General features: G+C 66.1%; 15 protein-coding genes and 2 riboswitches. Of the genes, 3 read left to right on the top strand and 12 right to left on the bottom strand.

Going from position 1 to position 22,586, the window contains the following annotated elements:
* Positions 1-114 precede the first annotated feature (114 nt).
* On the top strand, positions 115-2,079 hold the full coding sequence (locus tag VCS63_RS24470; protein ID WP_323881243.1) for a DUF945 family protein: 1,965 nt from the start codon (positions 115-117) through the stop codon (positions 2,077-2,079).
* Between the two features lie 546 nt (positions 2,080-2,625).
* Here VCS63_RS24470 and gcvP read toward each other — a convergent pair.
* From gcvP to VCS63_RS24510, 8 genes are all read right to left on the bottom strand, one after another.
* Positions 2,626-5,499 (bottom strand): aminomethyl-transferring glycine dehydrogenase, encoded by a 2,874-nt coding sequence (gene gcvP / locus VCS63_RS24475; protein ID WP_323881244.1) that lies wholly within the window; start codon positions 5,497-5,499, stop codon positions 2,626-2,628.
* A gap of 103 nt (positions 5,500-5,602) precedes the next feature.
* A complete protein-coding gene (gene gcvH, locus VCS63_RS24480) occupies positions 5,603-5,980 on the bottom strand; it encodes a glycine cleavage system protein GcvH (RefSeq protein WP_042795177.1) in 378 nt (125 codons plus the stop codon).
* Between the two features lie 98 nt (positions 5,981-6,078).
* Positions 6,079-7,179 (bottom strand): glycine cleavage system aminomethyltransferase GcvT, encoded by a 1,101-nt coding sequence (gcvT, locus tag VCS63_RS24485; RefSeq protein ID WP_323881245.1) that lies wholly within the window; start codon positions 7,177-7,179, stop codon positions 6,079-6,081.
* An 86-nt stretch (positions 7,180-7,265) separates the two neighbouring features.
* Positions 7,266-7,388, bottom strand: a riboswitch (glycine riboswitch).
* A gap of 33 nt (positions 7,389-7,421) precedes the next feature.
* Positions 7,422-7,517, bottom strand: a riboswitch (glycine riboswitch).
* Positions 7,518-7,601: 84 nt separating this feature from the next.
* On the bottom strand, positions 7,602-8,495 hold the full coding sequence (locus VCS63_RS24490; protein ID WP_323881246.1) for a ZIP family metal transporter: 894 nt from the start codon (positions 8,493-8,495) through the stop codon (positions 7,602-7,604).
* Between the two features lie 29 nt (positions 8,496-8,524).
* Positions 8,525-9,139 (bottom strand): superoxide dismutase, encoded by a 615-nt coding sequence (locus VCS63_RS24495; RefSeq protein ID WP_042795181.1) that lies wholly within the window; start codon positions 9,137-9,139, stop codon positions 8,525-8,527.
* A 142-nt stretch (positions 9,140-9,281) separates the two neighbouring features.
* On the bottom strand, positions 9,282-10,484 hold the full coding sequence (locus tag VCS63_RS24500; RefSeq protein WP_042795182.1) for an NAD(P)/FAD-dependent oxidoreductase: 1,203 nt from the start codon (positions 10,482-10,484) through the stop codon (positions 9,282-9,284).
* Positions 10,484-12,745 carry an arginine/lysine/ornithine decarboxylase gene (locus VCS63_RS24505; RefSeq protein WP_063642858.1) on the bottom strand — a complete coding sequence of 754 codons (2,262 nt, stop codon included), beginning with the start codon at positions 12,743-12,745 and terminating at the stop codon, positions 10,484-10,486. Before VCS63_RS24505 ends, VCS63_RS24500 begins: the two co-directional genes overlap by 1 nt.
* A gap of 275 nt (positions 12,746-13,020) precedes the next feature.
* A complete protein-coding gene (locus tag VCS63_RS24510) occupies positions 13,021-13,473 on the bottom strand; it encodes a hypothetical protein (protein WP_308024207.1) in 453 nt (150 codons plus the stop codon).
* 113 nt (positions 13,474-13,586) lie between these two features.
* Here VCS63_RS24510 and VCS63_RS24515 point away from each other — a divergent pair, with 113 nt between their 5' ends.
* Positions 13,587-14,105: a GNAT family N-acetyltransferase gene (locus VCS63_RS24515; RefSeq protein ID WP_313378071.1), complete on the top strand. Its 519-nt coding sequence runs from the start codon at positions 13,587-13,589 to the stop codon at positions 14,103-14,105.
* Positions 14,106-14,115: 10 nt separating this feature from the next.
* Here the strand turns inward: VCS63_RS24515 and VCS63_RS24520 are convergent, their stop codons facing one another.
* Positions 14,116-15,357 (bottom strand): sensor domain-containing diguanylate cyclase, encoded by a 1,242-nt coding sequence (locus VCS63_RS24520; protein WP_063642861.1) that lies wholly within the window; start codon positions 15,355-15,357, stop codon positions 14,116-14,118.
* A gap of 166 nt (positions 15,358-15,523) precedes the next feature.
* Between VCS63_RS24520 and VCS63_RS24525 the strand changes: the two genes are divergently transcribed.
* Entirely contained in the window at positions 15,524-16,375 is an 852-nt protein-coding gene (locus VCS63_RS24525; protein ID WP_323881249.1) for a GNAT family N-acetyltransferase, read from the top strand.
* 4 nt (positions 16,376-16,379) lie between these two features.
* On the opposite strand, the gene dcd is transcribed toward VCS63_RS24525, so the two are convergent.
* The 3 genes from dcd to VCS63_RS24540 form a co-directional block, all read right to left on the bottom strand.
* The gene (gene dcd / locus VCS63_RS24530) at positions 16,380-16,943 is read right to left on the bottom strand and encodes a dCTP deaminase (RefSeq protein WP_041654363.1); all 564 of its coding nucleotides are present in this window, start codon (positions 16,941-16,943) and stop codon (positions 16,380-16,382) included.
* A gap of 100 nt (positions 16,944-17,043) precedes the next feature.
* Positions 17,044-20,697, bottom strand: coding sequence for a translocation/assembly module TamB domain-containing protein (locus VCS63_RS24535; RefSeq protein WP_416379209.1), 3,654 nt, complete (start codon positions 20,695-20,697; stop codon positions 17,044-17,046).
* Complete coding sequence (locus tag VCS63_RS24540) at positions 20,694-22,586, bottom strand: autotransporter assembly complex protein TamA (RefSeq protein WP_042795189.1); 1,893 nt, start codon at positions 22,584-22,586, stop codon at positions 20,694-20,696. Before VCS63_RS24540 ends, VCS63_RS24535 begins: the two co-directional genes overlap by 4 nt.

Consider the following 22,586-nt stretch of genomic DNA (forward strand, 5'->3'; position numbering starts at 1 on the left):
ACAGGCCGATGAATACGCGTATTCCGATGGCGGGCGCCAGCAACGGCGTCCGGCGGCCAGAAGCAGCCGCGTATCACCGGGTATGACTCGATAATCAACGATACAAGCAGAACGATGAAAAAGAGCGTAGCGATCACCCTCGGCGTGGTCATAGTGGGAGCGGGAAGCTGGGTCGGGGCCACGTGGTACACCGGCAAGCGCATCGAGGAAAGCTCGCAGCGCCATCTGGCAGAAGCCAATGAAAAACTGGCAAAGATCACGCCTCTGTTCGGTCTGCGCATCGATCAGCTGAAGTATGAGCGCGGCCTGTTCTCGACGCAGGCGCGCTATGGCCTGTCGCTGGTCAAGGGCGACAAGGACGCCGATGATCTGCCCGCAGGCATGATCGAGTTCGATGCAACCATCGAACACGGCCCCTTCCCCAAGAGCGCCCTGGCACGCGGCGCCATCGCTCCAAAGTTGGCTTTCACGCACGCTGAACTCGCCAAGACCGACAACATCAAGGAACTGTTCGAGCTGACCAATGGCGTGGTGCCGCTGTCCGCCGACGCGCTCATCAGTTTCGGCGGCTACTCCACCTCCACCGCCAATATCGCGCCCATGAAGGTCACGCAGGACGGCAACGCCGTCGACTTCAGCGGCATGGAGATCAACGGCACCTTCGACCGCGCGCAGCAAGCCGTCACGGCGCACGCGCTGGTGGAAAAGCTCTCGGTGGATGGCGAAAAAACCCGCGACCCGGTCAAAGTGCTGATGTCCGGCCTGACGATGGACGTGAACAGCCGGATGGGCAAGTTCGGCCTGTCCATCGGCGATTCGAGCGTCAAGCTCAAGCGCCTGGACGTGGCCAAGACCGATGACGACATCAAGTTCTCGCTGGACAACCTGGGCTACGGCGTCAAGCTGGGCGAAGACGACAAGAACGTCAATGTCGAAGCCTCCTACCAGACCGGCAACATCACGCTGAACGACGTGGCGCTGGGCAACGGCCAGGCCGTGATCAAGCTCGCCAAGCTGGACGGCGCCGCCATCAAGCAACTGTCGGACACCTACAACCAGATCGTGCGCCAGTACATGCTGGGCGCCACCGACGAAGGCCTGAAAGACGAGCAGTTCGACGCCGTGCTGGAAAATGCCGGCAAGCTGCTCAATGGCAACCCCACTTTCAGCATCGACCCGATCAGCTGGAAAACCGACAAGGGCGAAAGCAAGCTGACCTTTGCGCTGGACCTGACCAATCCGCCCAACGTCAAGGATCTGACGCCGCAGGAGATCATGGTCAAGGCCATCAAGCAGATCGATGCCACCCTGGTCATTTCCAAGCCCATGGTGCGCGACCTGATCGTGCAGTACGGCGTCAAAAAGCAAGGCATGACTGCTGAACAGGCCGCCACCGAAGCCGACGACCAGATGCGTTCGATGTCCGGCATGGCCGAAATGCTCAACGTCGGCAAGAACGACGGCGACAACATCATCGGCAAGTTCCACTTCGCCGACGGCATGGGCGACCTGAACGGCCAGAAGATCCCGGCCGACGAGCTGTTCGCGGGCCTGCTGGGCGCGACCGGCATGGACGACGACATGGACGGCATGGAAGAGGAAGGCGAGCCGGCAGAAGGTGCGGAACTGGCCGCCCCCACTGAAGCCGCATCCGTCGCCGGCTACATGCAGGACTTCGACCTGGACACCGTAACGGCGATGCTGGACGACATGTCCTACGCTCCCCGCAAGCAGGATGGCGACGAAGGTCCCGTGCTGGTCCTGGATCCGGGCAGCACCGGCGCCAGCGACCTGCGCGTCGAGTTCCTCTGCAACGACTTCACCGAAAAGTGCCATGACCTGGTGGTGACCGCGACCTACAGCGGCAAGAAGCCGGTCTCGCTCAAGGCCATCAACGCCTGGAACCAGGAATACCGCTGGACGCGCGCCTACCTGGATGACAAGAACCGCGCCGTGCTGCAGATGGACATGAACTCGGAAGGCGGGATCGGCAAGGAAAACCTGCAGATCATGCTCAACACGTTCTTCAGCATCGCGGAAGACTTCTCCGTCACCAGCAAGGCCGCGCCGGCCAAGTAAGCGCCAAGCCCTGCGCAGGATGAAAAAAATCCCCCATCTTCTGGATGGGGGATTTTTTTTTCCGCCGGGCCGCCCCAAGGCAAAAGCGCCCCCTCGGGGGGCAGCTAGCCAAAGGCGCAGCGTGGGGGCATTTTTTTTCCGCCGGGCCGCCCCAAGGCAAAAAGCGCCCCCTCGGGGGGCAGCTAGCCAAAGGCGCAGCGTGGGGGCATTTTTTTCCGCCGGGCCGCCCCAAGGCAAAAAGCGCCCCCTCGGGGGGCAGCTAGCCAAAGGCGCAGCGTGGGGGCATTTTTTTCCGCCGGGCCGCCCCAAGGCAAAAAGCGCCCCCTCGGGGGGCAGCTAGCCAAAGGCGCAGCGTGGGGGCATTTTTTTCCGCCGGGCCGCCCCAAGGCAAAAAGCGCCCCCTCGGGGGGCAGCTAGCCAAAGGCGCAGCGTGGGGGCGTTTTTTTGCCGCCGGGCCGCCCCAAGGCAAAAGCGCCCCCTCGGGGGGCAGCTAGCCAAAGGCGCAGCGTGGGGGCATTTTTTTCCGCCTGGCCTTGCTCTCCGTGCTTACGCGTAGGCTTCGATGGGCAGGCAGGCGCACACCAGGTTGCGGTCGCCATAGGCGTTGTCCACGCGGGCTACCGGCGGCCAGTACTTGGCATCGCGCAGCGACGCCACCGGATAGGCGGCCTGCTGGCGCGGATAGTCGTGCAGCCATTCTTCGGCCAGCAGCATCTGCGCGGTGTGCGGCGCGTTCTTCAGGACGTTGTCCTCGCGGTCGCGTTCGCCACGCTCGACCTGGGCGATTTCCTCGCGGATCGAAATCATCGCGTCGATGAAGCGATCCAGCTCGGCGATGCCTTCCGATTCGGTCGGCTCGACCATCAGCGTGCCGGCCACCGGGAAGCTCATGGTAGGCGCATGGAAACCGTAGTCCATCAGGCGCTTGGCGATGTCTTCGGCGCTGATGCCGCTGGTTTCCTTGAGCGGACGCACATCGAGAATGCACTCGTGCGCCACGCGGCCGTTGCGGCCCGCGTACAGGACCGGGTAATGGTCGCGCAGACGAGTGGCGATGTAGTTGGCGTTCAGGATGGCGACTTCGGTTGCGCGGCGCAGGCCGTCGGCGCCCATCAGCGAGATGTACACGAACGGAATGGGCAGGATGCCGGCGGAGCCGAACGGCGCAGCCGACACGGGGCCCACCTTGGCGTCGCCGGGCAGCTTGCCTTGCTCGTTCACCACGCCCGGCAGATACGGCGCCAGGTGCGCGCGCACCGCCACCGGGCCCACGCCGGGGCCGCCGCCGCCGTGCGGGATGCAGAAGGTCTTGTGCAGGTTCAAGTGGGACACGTCCGAACCGAACTTGCCCGGCTGGGCCACGCCCACCATCGCGTTCATGTTGGCGCCATCCAGGTACACCTGGCCGCCGGCCTTGTGCACCAGATCGCAGATCTCGGTGACGGCTTCCTCGAATACGCCGTGCGTGGACGGGTACGTGATCATCAGGGCGGCCAGCTTGTCGCCCACCTGTTCGATCTTGGCGCGCAGATCGGCCAGATCGACGTTGCCGTTGGCGTCGGACGCCACCACCACCACGTCCATGCCGGCCAATTGCGCCGATGCCGGGTTGGTGCCGTGCGCCGACGACGGGATCAGGCAGATGTTGCGCTGATGCTGGCCGTTGGCCTGGTGGTAGCCGCGAATGGCCAAGAGGCCGGCGTACTCACCCTGCGCGCCGGAGTTGGGCTGCAGGCTGATGTTGTCGTAGCCGGTGATTTCGCACAGCGCGGCCGACAGGCGATCGATCAGTTCGTTGTAACCCTGGCTTTGCGCGGCGGGCGCGAACGGGTGGATCAACGCGAACTCGGGCCACGTGATGGGAATCATCTCGGCGGTGGCGTTGAGCTTCATGGTGCACGAGCCCAGCGGAATCATGGTGCGGTCCAGCGCCAGGTCCTTGTCGGCCAGCTTGCGCAGGTAGCGCAGCATGTCGGTTTCCGACTGCACGCTGGAGAACACCGGGTGCTTCAGGATGGCGCTTTCGCGCGTCACTGCGGCAGGAATGCCGCCCGCGGCGGCCGCGTCGAGCGCGTCGATGTCGAGCTCGACGTCGTCGCGTTCCAGGCCTGCAGCGAAAACGTTGACCAGCGCCTGCAGGTCAGCCACGGTCACGGTCTCGTCCAGAGACACCGCCAGGCGGGCGCCGTCGACACGGCGCAGGTTGATGTGCGCGCAATCGGCCGCGGTCAGGATGGCCGGGGTGGCGGCGCCGGTTTCCAGCAGCAGCGTGTCGAAGAAGGTGTCATTGACGACCTTCACACCCAGCTTGACCAGTTCGGCGCGCAGGATTGCGGTACTGCGCTGCACGCGCTCGGCGATGCGGCGGATGCCGACAGGGCCGTGCCACACGGCGTACATGCCGGCCATCACGGCCAGCAGCACTTGCGCGGTGCAGATATTGGAGGTGGCTTTCTCGCGGCGGATGTGCTGTTCGCGCGTTTGCAGCGCCAGACGCATCGCCGGGTTGCCCTGCGCATCCTTGGACACGCCGACCAGGCGGCCGGCCATGTTGCGCTTGAAGGCGTCCTTGCAGGCCATGAAGCCGGCATGCGGGCCGCCAAAGCCGAAGGGCACGCCAAAACGCTGCGCCGAACCGATAGCGATGTCCGCGCCCCACTCGCCCGGCGCGGCCAGCAGGGCCAGCGCCAGCAGATCCGTGGCGACGGCCACGATGGCGCCTTGTGCATGCGCGGCGTCGGCCAGCTTGCGGTAGTCAGCCACCGAGCCGGTGCTGTGCGGATATTGCAGCAGCACGCCGAAGCACTCGGGCAGGCCTTCGGCCTCGTCGCCGACGGTGATTTCGATATCCAGGCCTTCGGCCCGCGTGCGCACGACTTCGATGGTCTGGGGATGCACGTGGCGCGAAATGAAGAACACCGTGCTCTTCGACTTGGCGCTGCGGCGCGCCAGCGTCATGGCTTCCGCGGCGGCGGTGCTTTCATCCAGCAGCGAGGCGTTGGAAATATCCAGGCCGGTCAGGTCGGCGACCATGGTCTGGTAGTTCAGCAGAGCCTCCAGGCGGCCCTGCGAAATCTCGGGCTGGTAAGGCGTGTAGGCCGTGTACCAGGCGGGATTCTCAAGAATGTTGCGCAACACCACGTTCGGCGTCTGCGTACCGTAATACCCCTGGCCGATGTAGCTGCGGTAGACCTTGTTGCGGCCGGCGATCTGCTTCAGCTCGGCCAGCACGTCGGTTTCGCTGCGCGAAGCGGGCAGCGCCAGCGGAGCCTGGCTGCGGATCTTGGGCGGCACGACTTCTTCGATCAGGGCGTCCAGGCTGGCGCTGCCGATGACGGCAAGCATGGCGGCCTGGTCGGCGTCGGAAGGGCCGATATGGCGGGGGATGAAGTCGGTATGGGTGTCTAGGGCGCGCGACATGGGGAGATCTCGGGATAGCGGGTGTCGTCGGAGGACGGACGGTGTTGCATCTTGAGCAACGGGCGCGGAGCCTGTGCCTCCGCGCCCGTTGCCTACAAGCGGCTTAGCCGTTGGCGACGGCTTCGTAGCCAGCGGCGTCGAGCAACTTGTCGGCGTCCGCGGCATTGACCGGCTTGATCTTGAAGATCCAGGCGGTGAAAGCCGATTCGTTGATCAGGTTGGGGTTGTTTTCCAGCTCTTCGTTGAACGCGACGATCTCGCCGGCCACGGGAGCGTAGATGTCCGAAGCGGCCTTGACCGACTCGACCACGCCCGCGGTTTCACCGGCGTTCAGCTTCGCGCCGACCTTCACGTCGCCAACGAAGACCAGGTCACCCAATTGATCCTGGGCGGTATCGGTGATGCCGACGACGAACACATCGCCCTCGGCTTTGACCCATTCATGGGACTCGGTGTACTTGCGATCGGTGGGCAGACTCATGGGAACTCCTGAGGGAATGCGGGTAGATGAATGGTGTTGCGCGCCTCGCGCGGGCGACCGTCGCCCAGGGGGCCGGCGGCTCGCGCGAAGCTTCGAGTTTACGAGTGTTCGACCGCTTTGCCGTTACGCACGAACGGCAATTTGCAAGCCAGGGCCGGCACCCATTTGCCGCGGATGTCGACCTCGACCGTGTCACCCGGCTTCACGCCTTGCGGCAGGCGGGCGAAACCGATGGAGACGCCCAAGGTAGGCGACATGGTGCCGCTGGTGAGTTCGCCCATGCCGTCCTTGGTGCGCACGGCCATGTGCGCGCGCATGACGCCGCGCTCTTGCAGCTTCAGGCCGATGAAGGCGGCGGGGGTGGCGAATTGCTCCAGCGCGTCGCGGCCAATGAAGCGGCGCTCGGCGTTCTTCAGGGAGACGGTCCAGGTCAGGCCGGCCTGGTCGGGCTGGGTCAGCTCGTCCATGTCCTGGCCATAGAGATTCATGCCGGCTTCCAGGCGCAGCGTATCGCGCGCGCCCAGCCCGCAGGGACGCACGCCCTGGGCAACCAGATCGCGCCACAACTGCACGACCTCGGTAGCGGGCAGCACGATCTCAAAGCCGTCTTCACCGGTGTAGCCGGTACGGGCCACCAGGGTGTCGTCGCCAACGCGGGCGGCCACGAAGGGGGTCAGCGGCTCGCTGGCGACCTGCCATGCCGGGCGGGCAGCCCAGACCTTGGCGCGGGCGTTCGGGCCCTGCACGGCCACCATGGCCAGATCGCGGCGCGGCGTAATGGCGACGTCGAACTGGCCAGCCTGCTTGACGCGCTGCATCCAGGCCACGTCCTTGTCGGCCGTGCCGGCGTTGACCACGACGCGCCATTCGTCGGCGGCGAAGAAGTAGATGATCAGGTCGTCGATGACGCCGCCTTGCGGATTCAGCATGCAGCTGTACAGCGCCTTGCCCGGCACGGTCAGCTTGGCCACGTCGTTGGCGACCAGGCGTTGCAGGAACGCGAAAGCGTCCGGGCCGGCCACGTCGACGTTCAGCATGTGCGACACGTCGAACATGCCGGCGTCCTGGCGCACGGCATGGTGTTCTTCCAGCTGCGAACCGTAGGCCAGCGGCATGTCCCAGCCGCCGAAATCGACCATTCGGGCGCCAGAGGCGATGTGTTCTTCGGCCAGCGGGGTGCGTTTGAGGGTTGCGGACATGCGCGGAAACTCCGGGGCGGCAATGTTGCCAGGGTTACGGAATGCCTGTGGTGCGTAACGGCCTGCGCCGGCACTACGGCTGAATCTTCCGCCCCTCTGTCCTTTTGCCTGAGAGTTGCCCCGCGTGGCGGGTTTGCACCTTCGGCGCCTGGGCTGCTCGACATGTCCCTATTTCAGGGGCGGCGCCAGGTCTCTCCAGAGTGCTGTTTTGCCGCGTCCACATGGTGAAAACCGGGACGGAGCAAGCATGGGCGGTATGGGTTACCTGAGCGATTCCGGGCGAATTGCGCCTTCGGCGGCGGCCGGACGTACAGGCCGCTCTCTCCCGCAACATGCGTGACAGCGGCGCAAGCATACAACGAAAGCCGCAGCCAGGGAATGCCCCGCCCTTGCGGCCTGCCCGCGTCTTTGCGGGCCCGGTGCTAGCCCAGCGCCGTGTCCAGCAGCATCATCAACACGAATCCCAGCATCAGCCCGCAGGTCGCGTAAACCTCATGCCCCTTGCGATGCGATTCCGGAATGATTTCGTGGCTGATCACGAACAGCATGGCGCCGGCGGCAAAGCCCAGCCCCCAGGGCAGCAGCGGTTCGGACCAACCGACCACGGCCGCGCCCAGCACGGCGCCCAGGGGTTCGACCAACCCCGACAACATGCCCAACGCCACCGCGAACGCGCGCTGGTAACCCGCGGCCAGCAGCGCCACCGCCACCACCAGCCCCTCGGGAATGTCCTGGATCGCAATTCCGGTGGCCAGCGCGGTGCCGCGCATGGCGTCGTTGCCCGCGTAACCCACGCCGATGGCCAGGCCCTCGGGCAGATTATGGAGAGTGATGGCAAAGACAAACAGCCAGGTGCGGCGCAGACGGTGGGCCTCGATGCCTTCCCTGCCCTTGATGAAGTGCTCATGCGGCAGGGTGCGGTCCATAAGCAACAGCACGGCAGCCCCCAGCAGCACGGCGGCGCCCACGGTCAAGCCGGCGCCCCAGGGACCGTAGCCCAGGTCGCGGCTTGCGGCGATGCCTGGCGCCACCAACGAAAATGCGCTGGCCGCCAGCATGACGCCGGCCCCGAAGCCGAACATGCTGTCCTGCATTTTCTGCGGAATGCTGCGGGCGAACAGAATGGGCACGGTACCCAGCGCCGTGGCCGCGGCGGCCACCAGCCCGCCCAGGAGGGCATCGGCCACGTGCGGCGCGCGCACGTCCAGATAGGCCCACAGCTGGTGCAGGCCCAGGCAGGCCACCAATACCGCCAACGTCCACACGCTAATGCTGGTGGCCGCTGGCCGCACGCGATGACGGCTGAAGGTGTTCATGTGCCGCTGCCTCCTTGCGAGAGATGCGCTCAGCGCCGAGCCGCCGCGTAGCGGCGCGCCACTTCAGGCCAGTTCACGACATTGTAGAAGGCGCCGATGTACTCCGGCCTACGGTTCTGATACTTGAGGTAATAGGCGTGCTCCCACACGTCCAGGCCCAGGATGGGCGTGTTGCCCTGCATCAGCGGACTGTCCTGGTTGGCGCTGCTTTCGACCGTCAGCTTGCCCGCGGGCGTGACGGAGAGCCAGGCCCAGCCGCTGCCGAAACGCGTGAGCGCGGCCTTGGTAAAGGCGTCGCGGAAGGCCGCCAGCCCGCCCAGGTCCGCTTCGATAGCCCCGGCCAACTCGCCGTCCGGCTCGCCGCCGCCTTCGGGTGACATGACGGACCAGAACAGGCTGTGGTTCGCATGGCCGCCGCCATGGTTGCGCACGGCACCGCGGACGGCTTCAGGCAGCTGTTCCAGCCGCGCCACCAAGGATTCGACCGGTTCATCGGTCGCAATACCCGCGCCTTCCAGCGCGGCGTTCAGGCTATTGACGTAGGTCTGATGGTGCTTGCTGTGGTGGATCTCCATCGTCATCGCATCGATATGAGGCTCCAGGGCGTCGTAGGCGTATGGTAGGGGCGGAAGGGTGTAGGCCATGAATGTCTCCGTGGGATCCGCCCTCTCTCAGAGGCCAGATCAATATCGAAAACATAAATGATAAGTATTTTTATTTGATATCACAACGGCAAGCTTCCAATGCCTGCCATAGCGCCGACCTATCGGCGCCCTGGCCTTGTCGTTACAGCGCCTTGCCGCAAGCGACCCCGGAGGCCCACGCCCACTGGAAGTTGTAGCCGCCCAGCCAGCCCGTGACGTCCACGGCTTCGCCGATGAAATACAGCCCGGCGGTGGTCTTGGCCTGCATGGACTTCTGGTCCAGTCCGCGCGTATCCACCCCGCCGCGCATCACTTCGGCCTTTTTGTAGCCAGCGGTGCCGCTGGGCACCAGAGTCCATTGATGGATATCCTGCGCCAGCGCGCGCAAGGTCTTGTCCGGTGCGTCCGCCAGCCGCAGCGATGCCAGTCCAGGTTTGCCGCCCTGCTCGGCCAGGTGCAGCCAACGGTCGGCCAGACGCTTGGGCCAGAGGCCCGCCAGCACGGTATGCAGCTGTTGCCGGTTGCCGGACTTGGACGCCAGCAGTTCTTCGGCCAGATCGCGGCCTGGCGCCAGATCGACCACGATCGGTTCGCCGGGTTTCCAGTAACTGGATATCTGCAGAATGGCCGGGCCGGACAGGCCACGGTGCGTAAAAAGCAGGTCTTCGAGGAATTCGCCGCGGGTCTTGCCTTGCCCGGTGTGCAAATTGACTTCCAGGGCTACGCCGGACAATTCCGCCAGGGGCTGCCATTGCGCGGCATCGAAGGTCAGCGGCACCAGCGCGGGCCGCGGCTCCACCACCTTCAGGCCAAACTGCCGCGCGATCTTCAGGCCGAAATCCGTGGCGCCGAGCTGGGGAATCGCCATGCCGCCGGTGGCCACCACCAGCTTGGCGGCGCGGATCGGCCCCTGGCTGGTGCGTAGTTCGAAACCTTGTTCGCCATGACCGATCTCGGCCACCGAACACCCCATCCGCCATTGCACTCCGCCCGCGTCGCATTCCGCGCGCAGCATCTCGATAATGGATTCGCTGGAGTCATTGCAGAACAGCTGACCACGATGCTTCTCGTGCCAGGGGATATGGTGGCGCTTCATCAGCGCCAGGAAATCCTGCGGCGTATAGCCCGCCAATGCCGATCGGCAGAAATGCGGGTTCTCGGAGAGGAAATTGGCGGGGCCGGCGCCGATATTGGTGAAATTGCAGCGGCCCCCGCCAGAAATGCGGATTTTCTCCGCCAGGCGCTCGGCATGGTCGACCAGCACCACGCGCAAACCGCGCTGGCCAGCGACCGCGGCACACATCATGCCAGCGGCGCCGGCGCCGAGCACTGCTACATCGAACATCAGTCTTCGATCAGGCAGTCGACGTAGTAACGCTTTTCGCCATCCGGCCCCACTTCATCGGCAAGGCCGTGGATGTAGGTTTCAAAGCCCGGGAAGCGCTGGTTGAACTCGCGCGCGAACTGCAGGTACTGGACGATGGTGCGGTTGAAGCGTTCGCCCGGAATCAGCAGCGGGATGCCCGGAGGATACGGCGTCAGCAGCACGCCGGTAACGCGGCCTTCCAGCTTGTCGATGTCGACGCGCTCGACTTCGCGATGCGCCATGCGCGCAAACGCGTCGGACGGCTTCAGCGCCGGCACCATGTCGCTCAGGTACATCTCCGTGGTCAGGCGGGCCACGTCGCGCTCGCGGTAGGCTTCGTGGATCTGCTGGCACAGGTCGCGCAGGCCCATGCGCTCATAGCGGCGATGGTCGCGGCAGAATTCAGGCAGGATGCGCCACAGCGGCTGATTGCGGTCGTAATCGTCCTTGAACTGCTGCAGGGCGGTCAGCAGCGTGTTCCAGCGGCCCTTGGTGATGCCGATGGTGAACAGGATGAAGAACGAATACAGGCCGGTCTTCTCGACCACCACGCCGTGCTCGGTCAGGTACTTGGAGACCAGCGCGGCCGGGATGCCGGTTTCACCGAAGCTGCCCGACATGTCCAGCCCCGGAGTGATGATGGTGGCCTTGATCGGGTCCAGCATGTTGAAGCCTTCAGCCATTTCGCCGAAGCCGTGCCAGTGGTCGTTGGATTCAAGTATCCATTCATCGCGATTGCCGATGCCTTCGGCGACCAGGCGGTTCGGGCCCCAGACCTTGAACCACCAGTCGTTCTTGCCGAACTCGGATTCCACCTTGCGCATGGCGCGGCGGAAGTCCAGGGCTTCGCGGATGCTTTCCTCGACCAGCGCAGTGCCTCCCGGCGGCTCCATCATGGCGGCGGCCACGTCGCAGGACGCGATGATCGCGTACTGGGGCGAGGTGGACGTGTGCATGAGATAGGCTTCGTTGAAGACATTGCGGTCGAGCTTGCGGGTCTCGGACTCCTGCACGATGATCTGCGAGGCCTGCGAAATGCCGGCCAGCAGCTTGTGCGTGGAGTGCGTGGCGAACACCATGGCATCCTGGCTGCGCGGGCGGTCCTGCCCGATGGCGTGCATGTCCTGGTAGAACTCGTGGAACGAGGCGTGCGGCAGCCACGCTTCGTCGAAGTGCAGCGTATCGACATAGCTGCCCAGTTCTTTCTTGATCATTTCCACGTTGTAGATGACGCCGTCGTACGTGCTCTGCGTCAGCGTCAGGATGCGCGGATTCTTGTTGACCGCTTCGCGCGCGAAGGGATTGGCTTCAATCTTCTTGCGGATGCTCTCAGGGCTGAACTCTTCCAGCGGAATCGGGCCAATGATGCCCAGGTGGTTGCGCGTGGGGCGCAGGAACACCGGGATCGCGCCCGTCATCGTGATGGCGTGCAGGATCGACTTGTGGCAGTTGCGGTCCACCACCACCACGTCGCCAGCAGCCACGTTGGCATGCCACACCACCTTGTTGGAGGTGGAGGTGCCGTTGGTGACGAAGAAGCAGTGGTCGGCATGGAAAATACGCGCCGCATTCAGTTCGGATTCGGCCACGGGACCGGTGTGATCCAGCAGTTGGCCCAGTTCGTCCACGGCGTTGCAGACGTCGGCGCGCAGCATGTTCTCGCCGAAGAACTGGTGGAACATCTGGCCCACAGGGCTCTTCAGGAACGCCACGCCGCCGGAGTGGCCGGGGCAGTGCCAGGAATACGAGCCGTCCTGCGCGTACTTGACCAGCTCGCGGAAGAACGGCGGCGGCAGGCTGTCGACGTAGCTACGGGCTTCGCGGATGATGTGGCGCGCCACGAATTCGGGCGTGTCCTCGAACATGTGGATGAAGCCGTGCAGTTCGCGCAGGATGTCGTTCGGGATGTGCTCGGAGGTACGCGTCTCGCCATACAGGTAGATGGGGATGTCGGCGTTGCGGAAGCGCAGCTCGCCGATGAAGGCGCGCAGGTTCTTGATGGCGCTGGCCACGTCCTCGGGCGAATCCACGTCGAACTCTTCGTCGTCGATCGACAGGATGAAGGCACTGGCCCGGCTCTGCTGCTGGGCGAACGAGCTCAGGTCGCCATAACTGGTCACCCCGATCACCTCGACGCCCTCGGCCTCGATCGCCGCGGACAGGGCGCGGATACCCAGACCGGACGCGTTCTCGGAACGGTAGTCTTCGTCGATGATGAAAATGGGGAAGCGGAATTTCATGCAGGCGCTCCTGGGGGCAAGGCGGGTTCGGACGCGAATCGCGGCGCGAGTGTACTTCTAGTAAAAATCCGCCTGATGACAGACGGCGCGAGCACCCGCCAGGGCGGCGGGAATGGCCGAATTGTAGGACTGTTTTTCTTACAGTCCTAAGGGAAATCCCGGAAAGGCCCCGAAAGCCGCGGACGGCCGTTGTCATCGCGCCAAAAGCGGCCGCTTTCAGCACAGAGACATCGGCCGCGCGGGGGAGCAACCCCGGCGCGGGAAGAGCCGGGATGCTAGCGGATGGTGCGAGCCTCGCCCGCCTGCAACGCGGTCAGGAACTGCTCGAAATAAGGCGGGATGGCCTCGGCTGACCCGTAGCGGATGCGCCGTTCGACCTTGGCGATGGCGCCGAAGCAGACTTCGGTGCCGGGATCGCCGCAGACCAGCACCACGGGGTCCTCGTCGTCACAGACTTCGTACAGGCCGCCGTGCGCGCGGCGTCCCACCTCGTAGAGATAGGCGGCTGCACCGACAGTTTGCATGGGGGTGAGAGGCAAGGTGCCGACGTGGGCGGCCTCGAGCGCTTCGTCCAGCGCATGGACGCTGGACGGTGTGTAGTCCAGCACGGCGCCGGTTGGACCGGCTGCCTGGACGAAGTCCTGCGCGGCACCCGCCACGCGCGCCACGAACTCTTCCTGGACTTCGTCGCGCTTGGCGTCCTGGTTTATCTTGAGGAAACCGAACATCATTGGCTCCTTTGTGAAAACCGCAAGCGGCGTTAAGACCATTATAGGCAGCGCGTCCCTCTATACTGCCCAAACCGCAACCGAACGTTCCCAATTCCCAACACTTGCCGCCGATGCTCCCTCCCCTGGTCCGACGCCTGATTCCCTCCGATGCCGCGGCGCTGCGCCAATTACGCCTGGACGCCCTGGTGGAAACCCCTGAATCGTTCGGATCGAGTTACGAAGAGGAACACACGCTGACATTGGAGGACATCCGCACCTGGATCCAGCCCTCGGACGACAGCGCGATGTTCGGGGTATTCCACGGCGAGGTCCTGGCCGGCATGGTCGGCGTGGGCCGGCAGCGCAAACTGAAGATGCGCCACAAGGCGCATATCTGGAGCATGTACGTGGCGCCGTCGCATCGCGGCCAAGGCCTGGCCCGGCAGTTGATGCAGGCGGCGATCACCCACGCAGCGGGCATGCGCGGCATCCGCCAGGTGCAGTTGAGCGTGACCGCCAACAACCTGGCCGCCACCGCGCTGTATCTCAGCCTGGGATTCACGGAGTATGGACGCGAGCGCGAAGCGCTGTGCGTGAACGGCGAACTCTACGATGAAGCGTTGATGGCGCTGCCGCTGGACGGCAAATAGCCCGGCGGATTCACGCCGCGCTCGGCCGCCGCCGCGTGCTGTAGGCCCGCACCTGATTCCGGCCGCCGCCCTTGGCCTGGTAGAGCGCCTGGTCGGCCGCCTTGATCACCGACTCCGGCGCGCGCAGGGCTTCGCTGCGCTCAGCCACGCCGATGCTGACCGTCACCCGCAGCGGGCGCGCATTGCGGGCATCGCGTCCGCCGCGGCGGCGCAGGCCGATCTGGTCCGCTTTGGGACGCGCCGGCTTGTCGCGCAGCCGCATGTGGTAGGCCTCGATGGCGCGCCGGACGCTTTCAAGGTGCGGCATGCTTTCCGCAGCGGTCTTGCCCGGAAACACCAGCGTGAATTCCTCGCCGCCATAGCGATAGGCCCGGCCGCCGCCAGGCACGCGCCGCAGCTGGGCAGCCACCATGCGCAATACCTGGTCGCCCACATCGTGCCCATGGGTGTCGTTGAACGCCTTGAAGTTGTCGACGTCGGCCATCGCCAGGGTATAGACGCGGCCCATGCGCTGCAGCCTTTCGTTCAGCGCGCGCCGGCCGGGCAGGCCCGTGAGCTCGTCGCGAAACGCCATGTGGAAGCCTTCGTGCGCCAGCGAGACGCACAGCGCCGTCAAGGCCGCGGTGGACATCAGCGCCAATTCGACGGGATGCTCGGCCCCGCGCGGCAAGGCCCACGCCATGCAGACAAAGCCCAGCCACTGCCCGGCCTGCTGCGGACGCCCATAGCGCAGAAGCAGCAGCGTCAGCGTCAGGCCCGTGGCCAGCAGCGCGATCAGCCCTTCGATGGGTACGCTCAGGTGCGCCAGCCTGCCCTGCACGGACAGCATGCCGAGCAGATCGGCCATGCCGTCCTTGCCGGCGAGCGCGATAGCCGCCGCGCCGGCCGCGATGAGGCCGATGCGGGCGGCCAGGTCCAGCAACATGCTGGAGCGTTCGGACCACAGGGCGTTGATGGTGTAGGCCAATGACCACCAGGCCAGCACCGGCCCCACGGCCCAGGGCGCATCCCGGGCCAGCGCCGGCCAGGCCGCGGTGGCCGCCAGCACGCTGAGCATCAGCACCATGGTCTGCGCGCGCTGGTACATCAGGCACACGGCAACGCCGATCAGCGCCATCACCCAGGGCACGAACGGCACGATTTGCGTCAGGGCTGGCGGCCATTCCCGCCACAGCAGCAGCCCCACCGCCGCGGCCACGGGCAGCGCAGGGTAGAACAACAGAGGCAGCCAGGGGATATGGGGGTAACGCACGGATCGGGGCTTTTCTAACGCTTGCGGAAATGACGTCGCCAAATCGGCAAACACATGTACTGTCATTTACGGACGCGGCAGTGGTGTTCTTTAGCGCGTTTACACGCAACACCGGACGCGGCGGCCATGATATGTTTTCCGCCTCCACCCAGCGGACGATCCCCGAATGCGCATCCTGGTCAACATCGACGTTCCCGATCTGGAACACGCCATCGACTTCTACCACCGCGCTTTCGGCCTGACGCTGCGACGCAGGCTGGGACCGAAGGCGGCCGAAATGCTGGGCGCCGAGGCGCCCATCTACCTACTGGAAAAAGCGGCGGGCACGCCAGCCGCCGGCGCGACACGCCAACCTCGCGACTACGCGCGCCACTGGACGCCGGTGCACCTGGACGTGGTGGTGGAGGACGCAGACCGCGCAGTGCAACAGGCCGTGGCTGCCGGCGCGCGCCTGGAAGATCCCGCCGTCTCGCACGCCTGGGGCCGCATCGCGCATCTGAGCGACCCCTACGGACACGGCATCTGCATCCTGCAGTTCCTGGGCCGGGGCTACGACGAGGTGGCAACGCCGCAACTGCGGTACTCGCCCGTCTCGGAGGCCGACTTCGAGGATCTGCTGGCGCTGCGCATCGAAGCCATGCGCGAGAGCCTGGAACGCCTGGGACGCTTCGATCCGCAACGCGCGCGCTCGCGCCTGCGCAGCACATTCCGGCCCGAACATACCTGGTCCATCGAGCGGGATGACCAACGGATAGGCTTCTACGCCCTGCGTCCGGATGGCGACGGTTTACGCCTGGACCACCTGTACATCCGCCCTGCCGCGCAAGGCCTCGGACTGGGCGCGCAGGTCTTGGGGCGCATCCTGCAGGAGGCCGACAGCCGCGGGCTGCCGGTAAGCCTGAGCGCGCTGCGCGACAGCGATTCGAACCGCTTCTATCGCCGTCACGGATTCGTCCAGACCGGCGAAAGCGAATGGGATATCGACTACCTGCGCCCGGCGCCCGGAAAAGCGGACTGAGGTTTCAGGTACGCGGCAGGGTCACGCCACGCTGGCCCTGGTACTTGCCGCCGCGGTCACGGTAGGACGTCTCGCAGACCTCGTCGCTTTCCAGGAACAGCATTTGCGCGCAGCCCTCGCCGGCATAGATCTTGGCCGGCAGCGGCGTGGTGTTCGAGAACTCCAGCGTGACGTGGCCTTCCCATTCGGGTTCCAGCGGCGTGACGTTGACGATGATGCCGCAGCGCGCGTAGGTGCTCTTGCCCAGGCAGACCGTCAGGACGCTGCGCGGGATGCGGAAATACTCGACCGTGCGCGCCAGCGCGAAGGAATTGGGCGGAATGATGCAGACATCGCCCTTGAAATCCACGAACGAGCCTTCGTCGAAGTTCTTGGGATCGACGATGGTGGAATTGATGTTCGTGAAGATCTTGAACTCGTCGGCGCAGCGCACGTCGTAGCCGTAGCTGCTGGTGCCGTAGCTGACGATGCGCCCGCCATTGGCTGTGCGGACCTGCCCTGCCTCGAAGGGTTCGATCATGCCGGCTTCGGCCTGGCGGCGGATCCAGCGGTCGCTTTTGATGCTCATGGTGGGAATGGTGCTAGGGAATGGAACGGACGCCATTTTATCCCGAGCGCGGGCGCGCTGCCGGAGACGGCCGGACGGAAGGCTCCCGCCCGGCTTCGTCTCAGTTGCCCCAGAAGGTCCGGTAGACCAGCGCAATCCCGTTGACCGCCCCGCCCTTCAGGTCCACCGACAGTCCGCGCGCCAGCCGGTAGCTGGCCCGGCCCACGGTATCGGTGCCAGACAGCGCCTGCTCGACGCTCAGGGTGATGCCGTTGGCGAAGGTCTTGCTGGCCACCAGGAATTGCGTGGCCAGCTGGCTGTCGCTGTCGCGGTTCACGTCGCCGGCCACCGTGCGGTCCGGCAGGATGCTGCCCGAACTGCCAATGTTGCCCGTCTTGATGCTGACGTCGTCCAGGCCGAATTGCTTATAGAAGGGCTGCCCGCCCCCAAGCAGCGCCGTGCCCACGGACATCAGCAGCGCGGCGTCGCCACCGCTTTCGTCCGGGCCGCGGCCCAGCAGCAGCCAGGACAGTTTTTCCACGTCGCTGACGTCCGGGTAGGACACCAGGTCGATGCGCGGCCGCTGCGCGGTGCCGACCACCTTGACGCCCGCCTCGACCTGTTCGCCCGTGCGCAGCGCCTCGATGTCGAGCAACGGATTGTCCAGGCGGCCCTGGAAGGTCAGCGTGCCGCGGCTCAGCCGCAGCTTCTGGCCGTAGGCCTCGATGCCGCCGCCGCGGGTGCGCAGCGCGCCCACGCCGGTCAGCCGGCCGTCCTGCAGCAGGATCTGGATGGAGCCCAGCAGGCCGGCGTCCAGCCCCATGCCGGTGATGTAGAAGCGCGGCCCCATGTCGAACTTCAGGTTCATGCTGGTCTGTAGCGGCGTGGAGACCGTGCCGGGATCGTCGCCCGGCCGACGTACCTTGACGTCGTCGTCCAGCGACGGCACCCCTTGGAGGATCTCCAGGCTGAACCAGCCTGCGTCCGCCTTCAGGTCGCCCACGATATCGATGCGCGGCATGGCTGCCTTCACGTCGATGACGCCGGACACCATGGCGTAACGGTCCGAGCGCTGTAACGCCGGGAAGCGGTACAGCGTCAGCCGGATGTCACCGCCGCCGTCGATGAAATTCCATTGTCCCTTGGCCTCGGCGTAGCCGCCCTTGGCCTCGGGATTGGTCGTGATCCATTCCTTGGTGCGCCATTCGGCCGGCATCACGCGCAGCGAAGCCGGGAAACGCAGGCTCTCCAGCACCACCCGGTCCCCGTCCAGGCGAGCGGACAACGTGCCGTCGATAAGCCGCACACCGTCGTCGATCCGCACCACGCGCAGCTTGTCGCCGCGGATGTTGCCGCTGGCTGCCCATTTCCCCGCCAGCGTCCCCTGGGCTTCCAGATTGGCCTTGACGGTCCCGCCAACCTCCATCGAATCCCCTACGAACAGACTGACCCAGGCCAGGTCGGCGATGTCGGCGTCCAGTTTGGCTCGCAGCGGTTGCCGCGGGTCCAGCGCCATGCCGCCCTTGGCGTCGACCACCAGCACGGCCGTGCCGGTACCGTTGATGACGCCCATCTTGTCGGTCGCCAGGTTGACCTTGGCGTCCAGGCGGCTGGCGTTGGCGGAGGTCGGCGTGGCGGTCAGGTCGAGCACCAATGTCTTCAGCCCCAGCGGAATGGGAGGGTCGCCCGGTATCAGCAGGTCGCCTTCGCGGCGCGCAATGCGTGCCTTGCCGCCGAGCCGACCGTCGAACTTCAGGTCCCACAACACGTCCAGCGCAATGCGGCGCTGACCCTCCGGCACCATGGCGTTCACGCGGCTTGGTCGCTTGCCCAGCTTGGCGGCGGCTTCGGGGTCGATGGCGCCGATTACCTGCCGCGCCATGGCGGCAGTGATCACCAGGTTGTCGGCCTGGCCTGCGGTTTCCCAACGCTTGCCGCCTCCCCGCGACCCTCGGTGCGCCAGGACCACGCGTTCCTTGCCGGGCAAGGTCAGACTCAGCGCCGTCTGCCCGACCTGCCACTGCCATTGCGGCTCCACGGCGGAGGGCACGTAGGCCAACGAGACCGGCCGATCCACCCCCACGGCAAAACCGGCGGTCTCCGCCGTCAAACGCGAGAACGAACCGCGCCATCCGGAGAGGGCGGCATCGGGCGTGCCGGCCTGCCCCTTGCCCCAGGCGCCAGTGAAAGCAATGTTGGCCTTGGCGGGGGCCTCCCCCAGCACGCCCGGCCGCGGCTTGGGCGGCGTATAGCCGGCCGAAAGCTCGCCGCGGTGCGCGGCCAGCGTCCCTGCCAGCTTGCCCTTCAATTCCGCGCCACCGGGAATGCCGGGCCAGAATGCGTCCAGCTGGGGCGCCTTGGCATCCAGGGTCAGCGCGCCGTCCTTGGCGTCCAGCTCACCCGTGGCCTGGATACGGTTGCGGCCCAGCTTCAGGTCCACGTCCAGGCCGTGGATGCGCAGACCGGCCAGCGGATCGGCTTCTGCAGCAGCGGCATCGGCGGCGGCGGCCGCGATGTCGACCTGGGCCTTGAGCGCGCCCGTCAAGGGCTGCTTGTTCCAGCGCGTGCCCTCTTCGAATCGCAGGTCCACCGCGGCATGGCGCAGCTGGCTCAGGTTCTCGATGTCAGCCTGCACATCGCCGCGCACGGTCAGCACGGCGGGCGGGATGTCCTTGCCCAGCCAGGGCGACAGATCCAGGCGCTGCGCGCTTATCGTGCCCGCAATACGGTCGCGGCCTGCTCCCTGCGCGGTATCCGATTGCAGGTCGAGTTGAGCGGCCAGGGTGGATTTGTCGGGCAATTGCGCCCGCGCCCGGGCGCTGCGCAGCACCAGCGGCGTGCGCGGCGCCAGATCGGCCGTCACATCCAGCAGCAGCCCGGAGCCTTCACCGTCCAGCTTTGCCTGGATGCCATCCAGCGACCCGGCCGCATCCGCGCGCAGCACGACCAGGCAGGCAACCCGGGGCGGTTCGGCGGAGTCCGCGCGGACACCGGCCTTGGAATCGGCCTTGGCATCCGCTTTGGCGTCCGCTTTGGCATCCGGTTTCTTGCCGGCGCCCGCAGGACGCTCATACACGCTGCTCAGCTTGTCGGCCTCGCACAGCGGAGAATCGGGGCCGGTTCCACGCGCCGTCACGTCCAGGCGCGCGGTAAACGGCCAGGGGTCCGCCATGCCTTGCAGGTCGGCCTGGCCCGCGATGTCCGCCTGCGCAAGCGCGTGACCCACGCGCAGGCTGGCGATGCGCAATTGCGCGCCCTGCTTGCCCGCCGCAAATGTGGCGTCCAGGTTACCCAGGCTCACCGGCAGGGGCTGGCCGTCCTGTTCGAGCTGGAAGTCACCGAGGGCCAGCCGGTCCACGGCAATGTCCACCGGCAACGAGGGCAGCGTGAACGGCTCACCGTCGTCTTGCGCCGGCGCGGTATCGGCCGTCGCGGGTAGCGAAATATGCACCGATCCCGCCGATACTTCGCGCACGTGCAGCAGGCGGTCGCCCAGGGCGCGCCAATTCACATCCAAACGCAGATCGGTGAGGTCCACGCGGGTGCCGCCGGCATCCAGGTCCAGCTTGCCGACCGAGACGCCGCGCAGCAACGAGCCGTTCACCTCCAGCGCCTGCCCGTTCAGTTGCTGCGCTGCCGTGGTCAACAGCAGCCGCGTTCCGTTCTGCGAGCCGACCAGCCAGAACAGGAATCCTCCCGCCAGCACGGCCAGCATGGCCAGGCCCGGCAACCACCACACCAGCACATGGCGCAGGAATTTGCGCAACCCCTTCAAAACGCGATCCCCAAGGAAAAATGCAGGCGCAGGTCGCGGTCGCGCTGGCCGTATGCGACGTCCAGGAACAAGGGGCCGGCCGGCGTGCGTACCCGCGCGCCAACGCCATAGCCCACCGCCATCGACATGTCGCCGAACGATTCCGCGGCGTCGCCGGCGTCCACGAACACGCCCATGCCCCAGCGTTCATTGAAGTAGTGGTCGTACTCGATGCTGCCGACCAGCAGCGTGGGCGCGCCCACCACGGCATCATCTTGCTTCACGCCTATGCTTTGGTACTTGTAGCCGCGGATGGAGCGCGCACCGCCCGTGCGAAAGCCAAAGTCGTCCGGCACCCGCACCTTGCTGTTGGACCACACCCGGCCAACTTCGCCGCGCACGGTCAGCACGTCCAGCTTGCCGACAGGCCACCATTTCTGCGCCCTCAGCCGGGCACGGGTGTAGGGTTCGCCGGTATCGAGCGTCACGCCCACGCCGCCGCCGACGGCGATCAGGTTGCCCTCGCGCGGATCGTACTTGTTGTCCACATCGCGACGCAGCCATTCGGCCGTCGCGGTCAGGGTCGGCAGCTTGTACTGGTCGCCGCCGTCGATCTTCACATGGTCTTGCGCCAGCAGCAGGCCCCAGCGGGTCTCGTATTCGACCCGGCTGTCGCCCGCGCCCTTGCGCTCCTGCAGGCGCGTCGCGCCCAGGGCGTAACGCGTGACATCCAGCCCCTGGATATCGGAATGGTCGAACAGGACGCCGAAGGAATCCTTGTAGCCTCGCTCGTTCGGGGGCAACAGGAAGTCCGTGTAGGCGCGCTGTTGCAGCCGGTCCACGCTGAAACCCGTCTCCATGGTGACAGGCTGGCCGAACACCACGTTCTGCCGGTAGAGCGACTCCACGCGCAGGCCGGCCTCGTCGTCGACCCCGATGGACCCGGTGAAGCGCTTGGGCGGCGCTTCGACCACCCGCACCTGCACGGGCAGGGTCACCTCGCCATCCGAGTCATAGGCCGGCGGCGGAGGCGGCATGGCGCCGGACACGGTGGGATCGCCCGCCGGCGTGGCCGCGGCCAGGCCGGTCGACCCTGGCGCGCGCGCGCGGTCGGCGTTGGGCTCGGGCGTCGGCTGCGCGTTGCCCGGCTGCTCCAGCGATACGAACGCGCCGCGGAAGAAGGCGGTGGATTGCAGGTCCTGTTGCCAGGTGTCCAGCTTGTTCTGGTCATAGGCGGCGCCGGGCGAATAGCGCACGTAGCGCTCGACGAGTTTCTCCGGCACCCGCTTCAGGCCTTCGGTGGTGAGCTCCCCCATGCGGACCTGGGGGCCGCTGTCTATCGTGACGCGCAGCGCGGCAGACGCCGCGTCTGCCTCGATTTCAGCCTCGGACGCGGTCATGCGCGCCAGCATGAAGTCGCGCGAAGACACCGCGTCCAGCAGATTCGACTTGGCCTTGTTCCAATCGCTGTTGATGAAGGGCTGGCCCGTCTTGAGCTGCCAGTCGTCACGCAGCTTCTGCACCCGTGTGGCGAACTCGGGCCGGGTAATGCGGCCGGTGAACTTGAGGTCCACGGACGAGACCGTGGTGCGCTTGCCGGAGACAATGCTGATGTCCCAGGTTTCCCCGCCGATATCGGTGCCGGCCTCGAGCTTCACCGTGGGGGAAAAATAGCCCTGGGTGGCCAGGGCCGCCAGCGTCGCGTCGCGCGCGCGCCGGCGCAGGCGGTTGATTTCACCGCCGTCCTGGTCCTCTGCCAGCCGCGCGATCGCGTCGACCGCCTCGGTAATCGCCTGCAGGGCGGCCGGCGGCACGCCGCCGGGATCCACGATGATCTCCGGGCGTTTGGCCAAGGCCTCGCCCGTCATCATGAAAAGTCCTGCCAAGAAGGCGCGGGCTGCCCACCGCAT

The organism is Achromobacter sp. D10 (assembly GCF_035282245.1).
Lineage (GTDB): Bacteria > Pseudomonadota > Gammaproteobacteria > Burkholderiales > Burkholderiaceae_B > Achromobacter > Achromobacter insolitus.

Coding starts and splice junctions, on each gene's coding strand:
- VCS63_RS24470 (WP_323881243.1), top strand. CDS start 115: ATGAAAAAGAGCGTAGCGATCACCCTCGGCGTGGTCATAGTGGGAGCG.
- gcvP (WP_323881244.1), bottom strand. CDS start 5,499: ATGTCGCGCGCCCTAGACACCCATACCGACTTCATCCCCCGCCATATC.
- gcvH (WP_042795177.1), bottom strand. CDS start 5,980: ATGAGTCTGCCCACCGATCGCAAGTACACCGAGTCCCATGAATGGGTC.
- gcvT (WP_323881245.1), bottom strand. CDS start 7,179: ATGTCCGCAACCCTCAAACGCACCCCGCTGGCCGAAGAACACATCGCC.
- VCS63_RS24490 (WP_323881246.1), bottom strand. CDS start 8,495: ATGAACACCTTCAGCCGTCATCGCGTGCGGCCAGCGGCCACCAGCATT.
- VCS63_RS24495 (WP_042795181.1), bottom strand. CDS start 9,139: ATGGCCTACACCCTTCCGCCCCTACCATACGCCTACGACGCCCTGGAG.
- VCS63_RS24500 (WP_042795182.1), bottom strand. CDS start 10,484: ATGTTCGATGTAGCAGTGCTCGGCGCCGGCGCCGCTGGCATGATGTGT.
- VCS63_RS24505 (WP_063642858.1), bottom strand. CDS start 12,745: ATGAAATTCCGCTTCCCCATTTTCATCATCGACGAAGACTACCGTTCC.
- VCS63_RS24510 (WP_308024207.1), bottom strand. CDS start 13,473: ATGTTCGGTTTCCTCAAGATAAACCAGGACGCCAAGCGCGACGAAGTC.
- VCS63_RS24515 (WP_313378071.1), top strand. CDS start 13,587: ATGCTCCCTCCCCTGGTCCGACGCCTGATTCCCTCCGATGCCGCGGCG.
- VCS63_RS24525 (WP_323881249.1), top strand. CDS start 15,524: ATGCGCATCCTGGTCAACATCGACGTTCCCGATCTGGAACACGCCATC.
- dcd (WP_041654363.1), bottom strand. CDS start 16,943: ATGAGCATCAAAAGCGACCGCTGGATCCGCCGCCAGGCCGAAGCCGGC.
- VCS63_RS24540 (WP_042795189.1), bottom strand. CDS start 22,586: ATGCGGTGGGCAGCCCGCGCCTTCTTGGCAGGACTTTTCATGATGACG.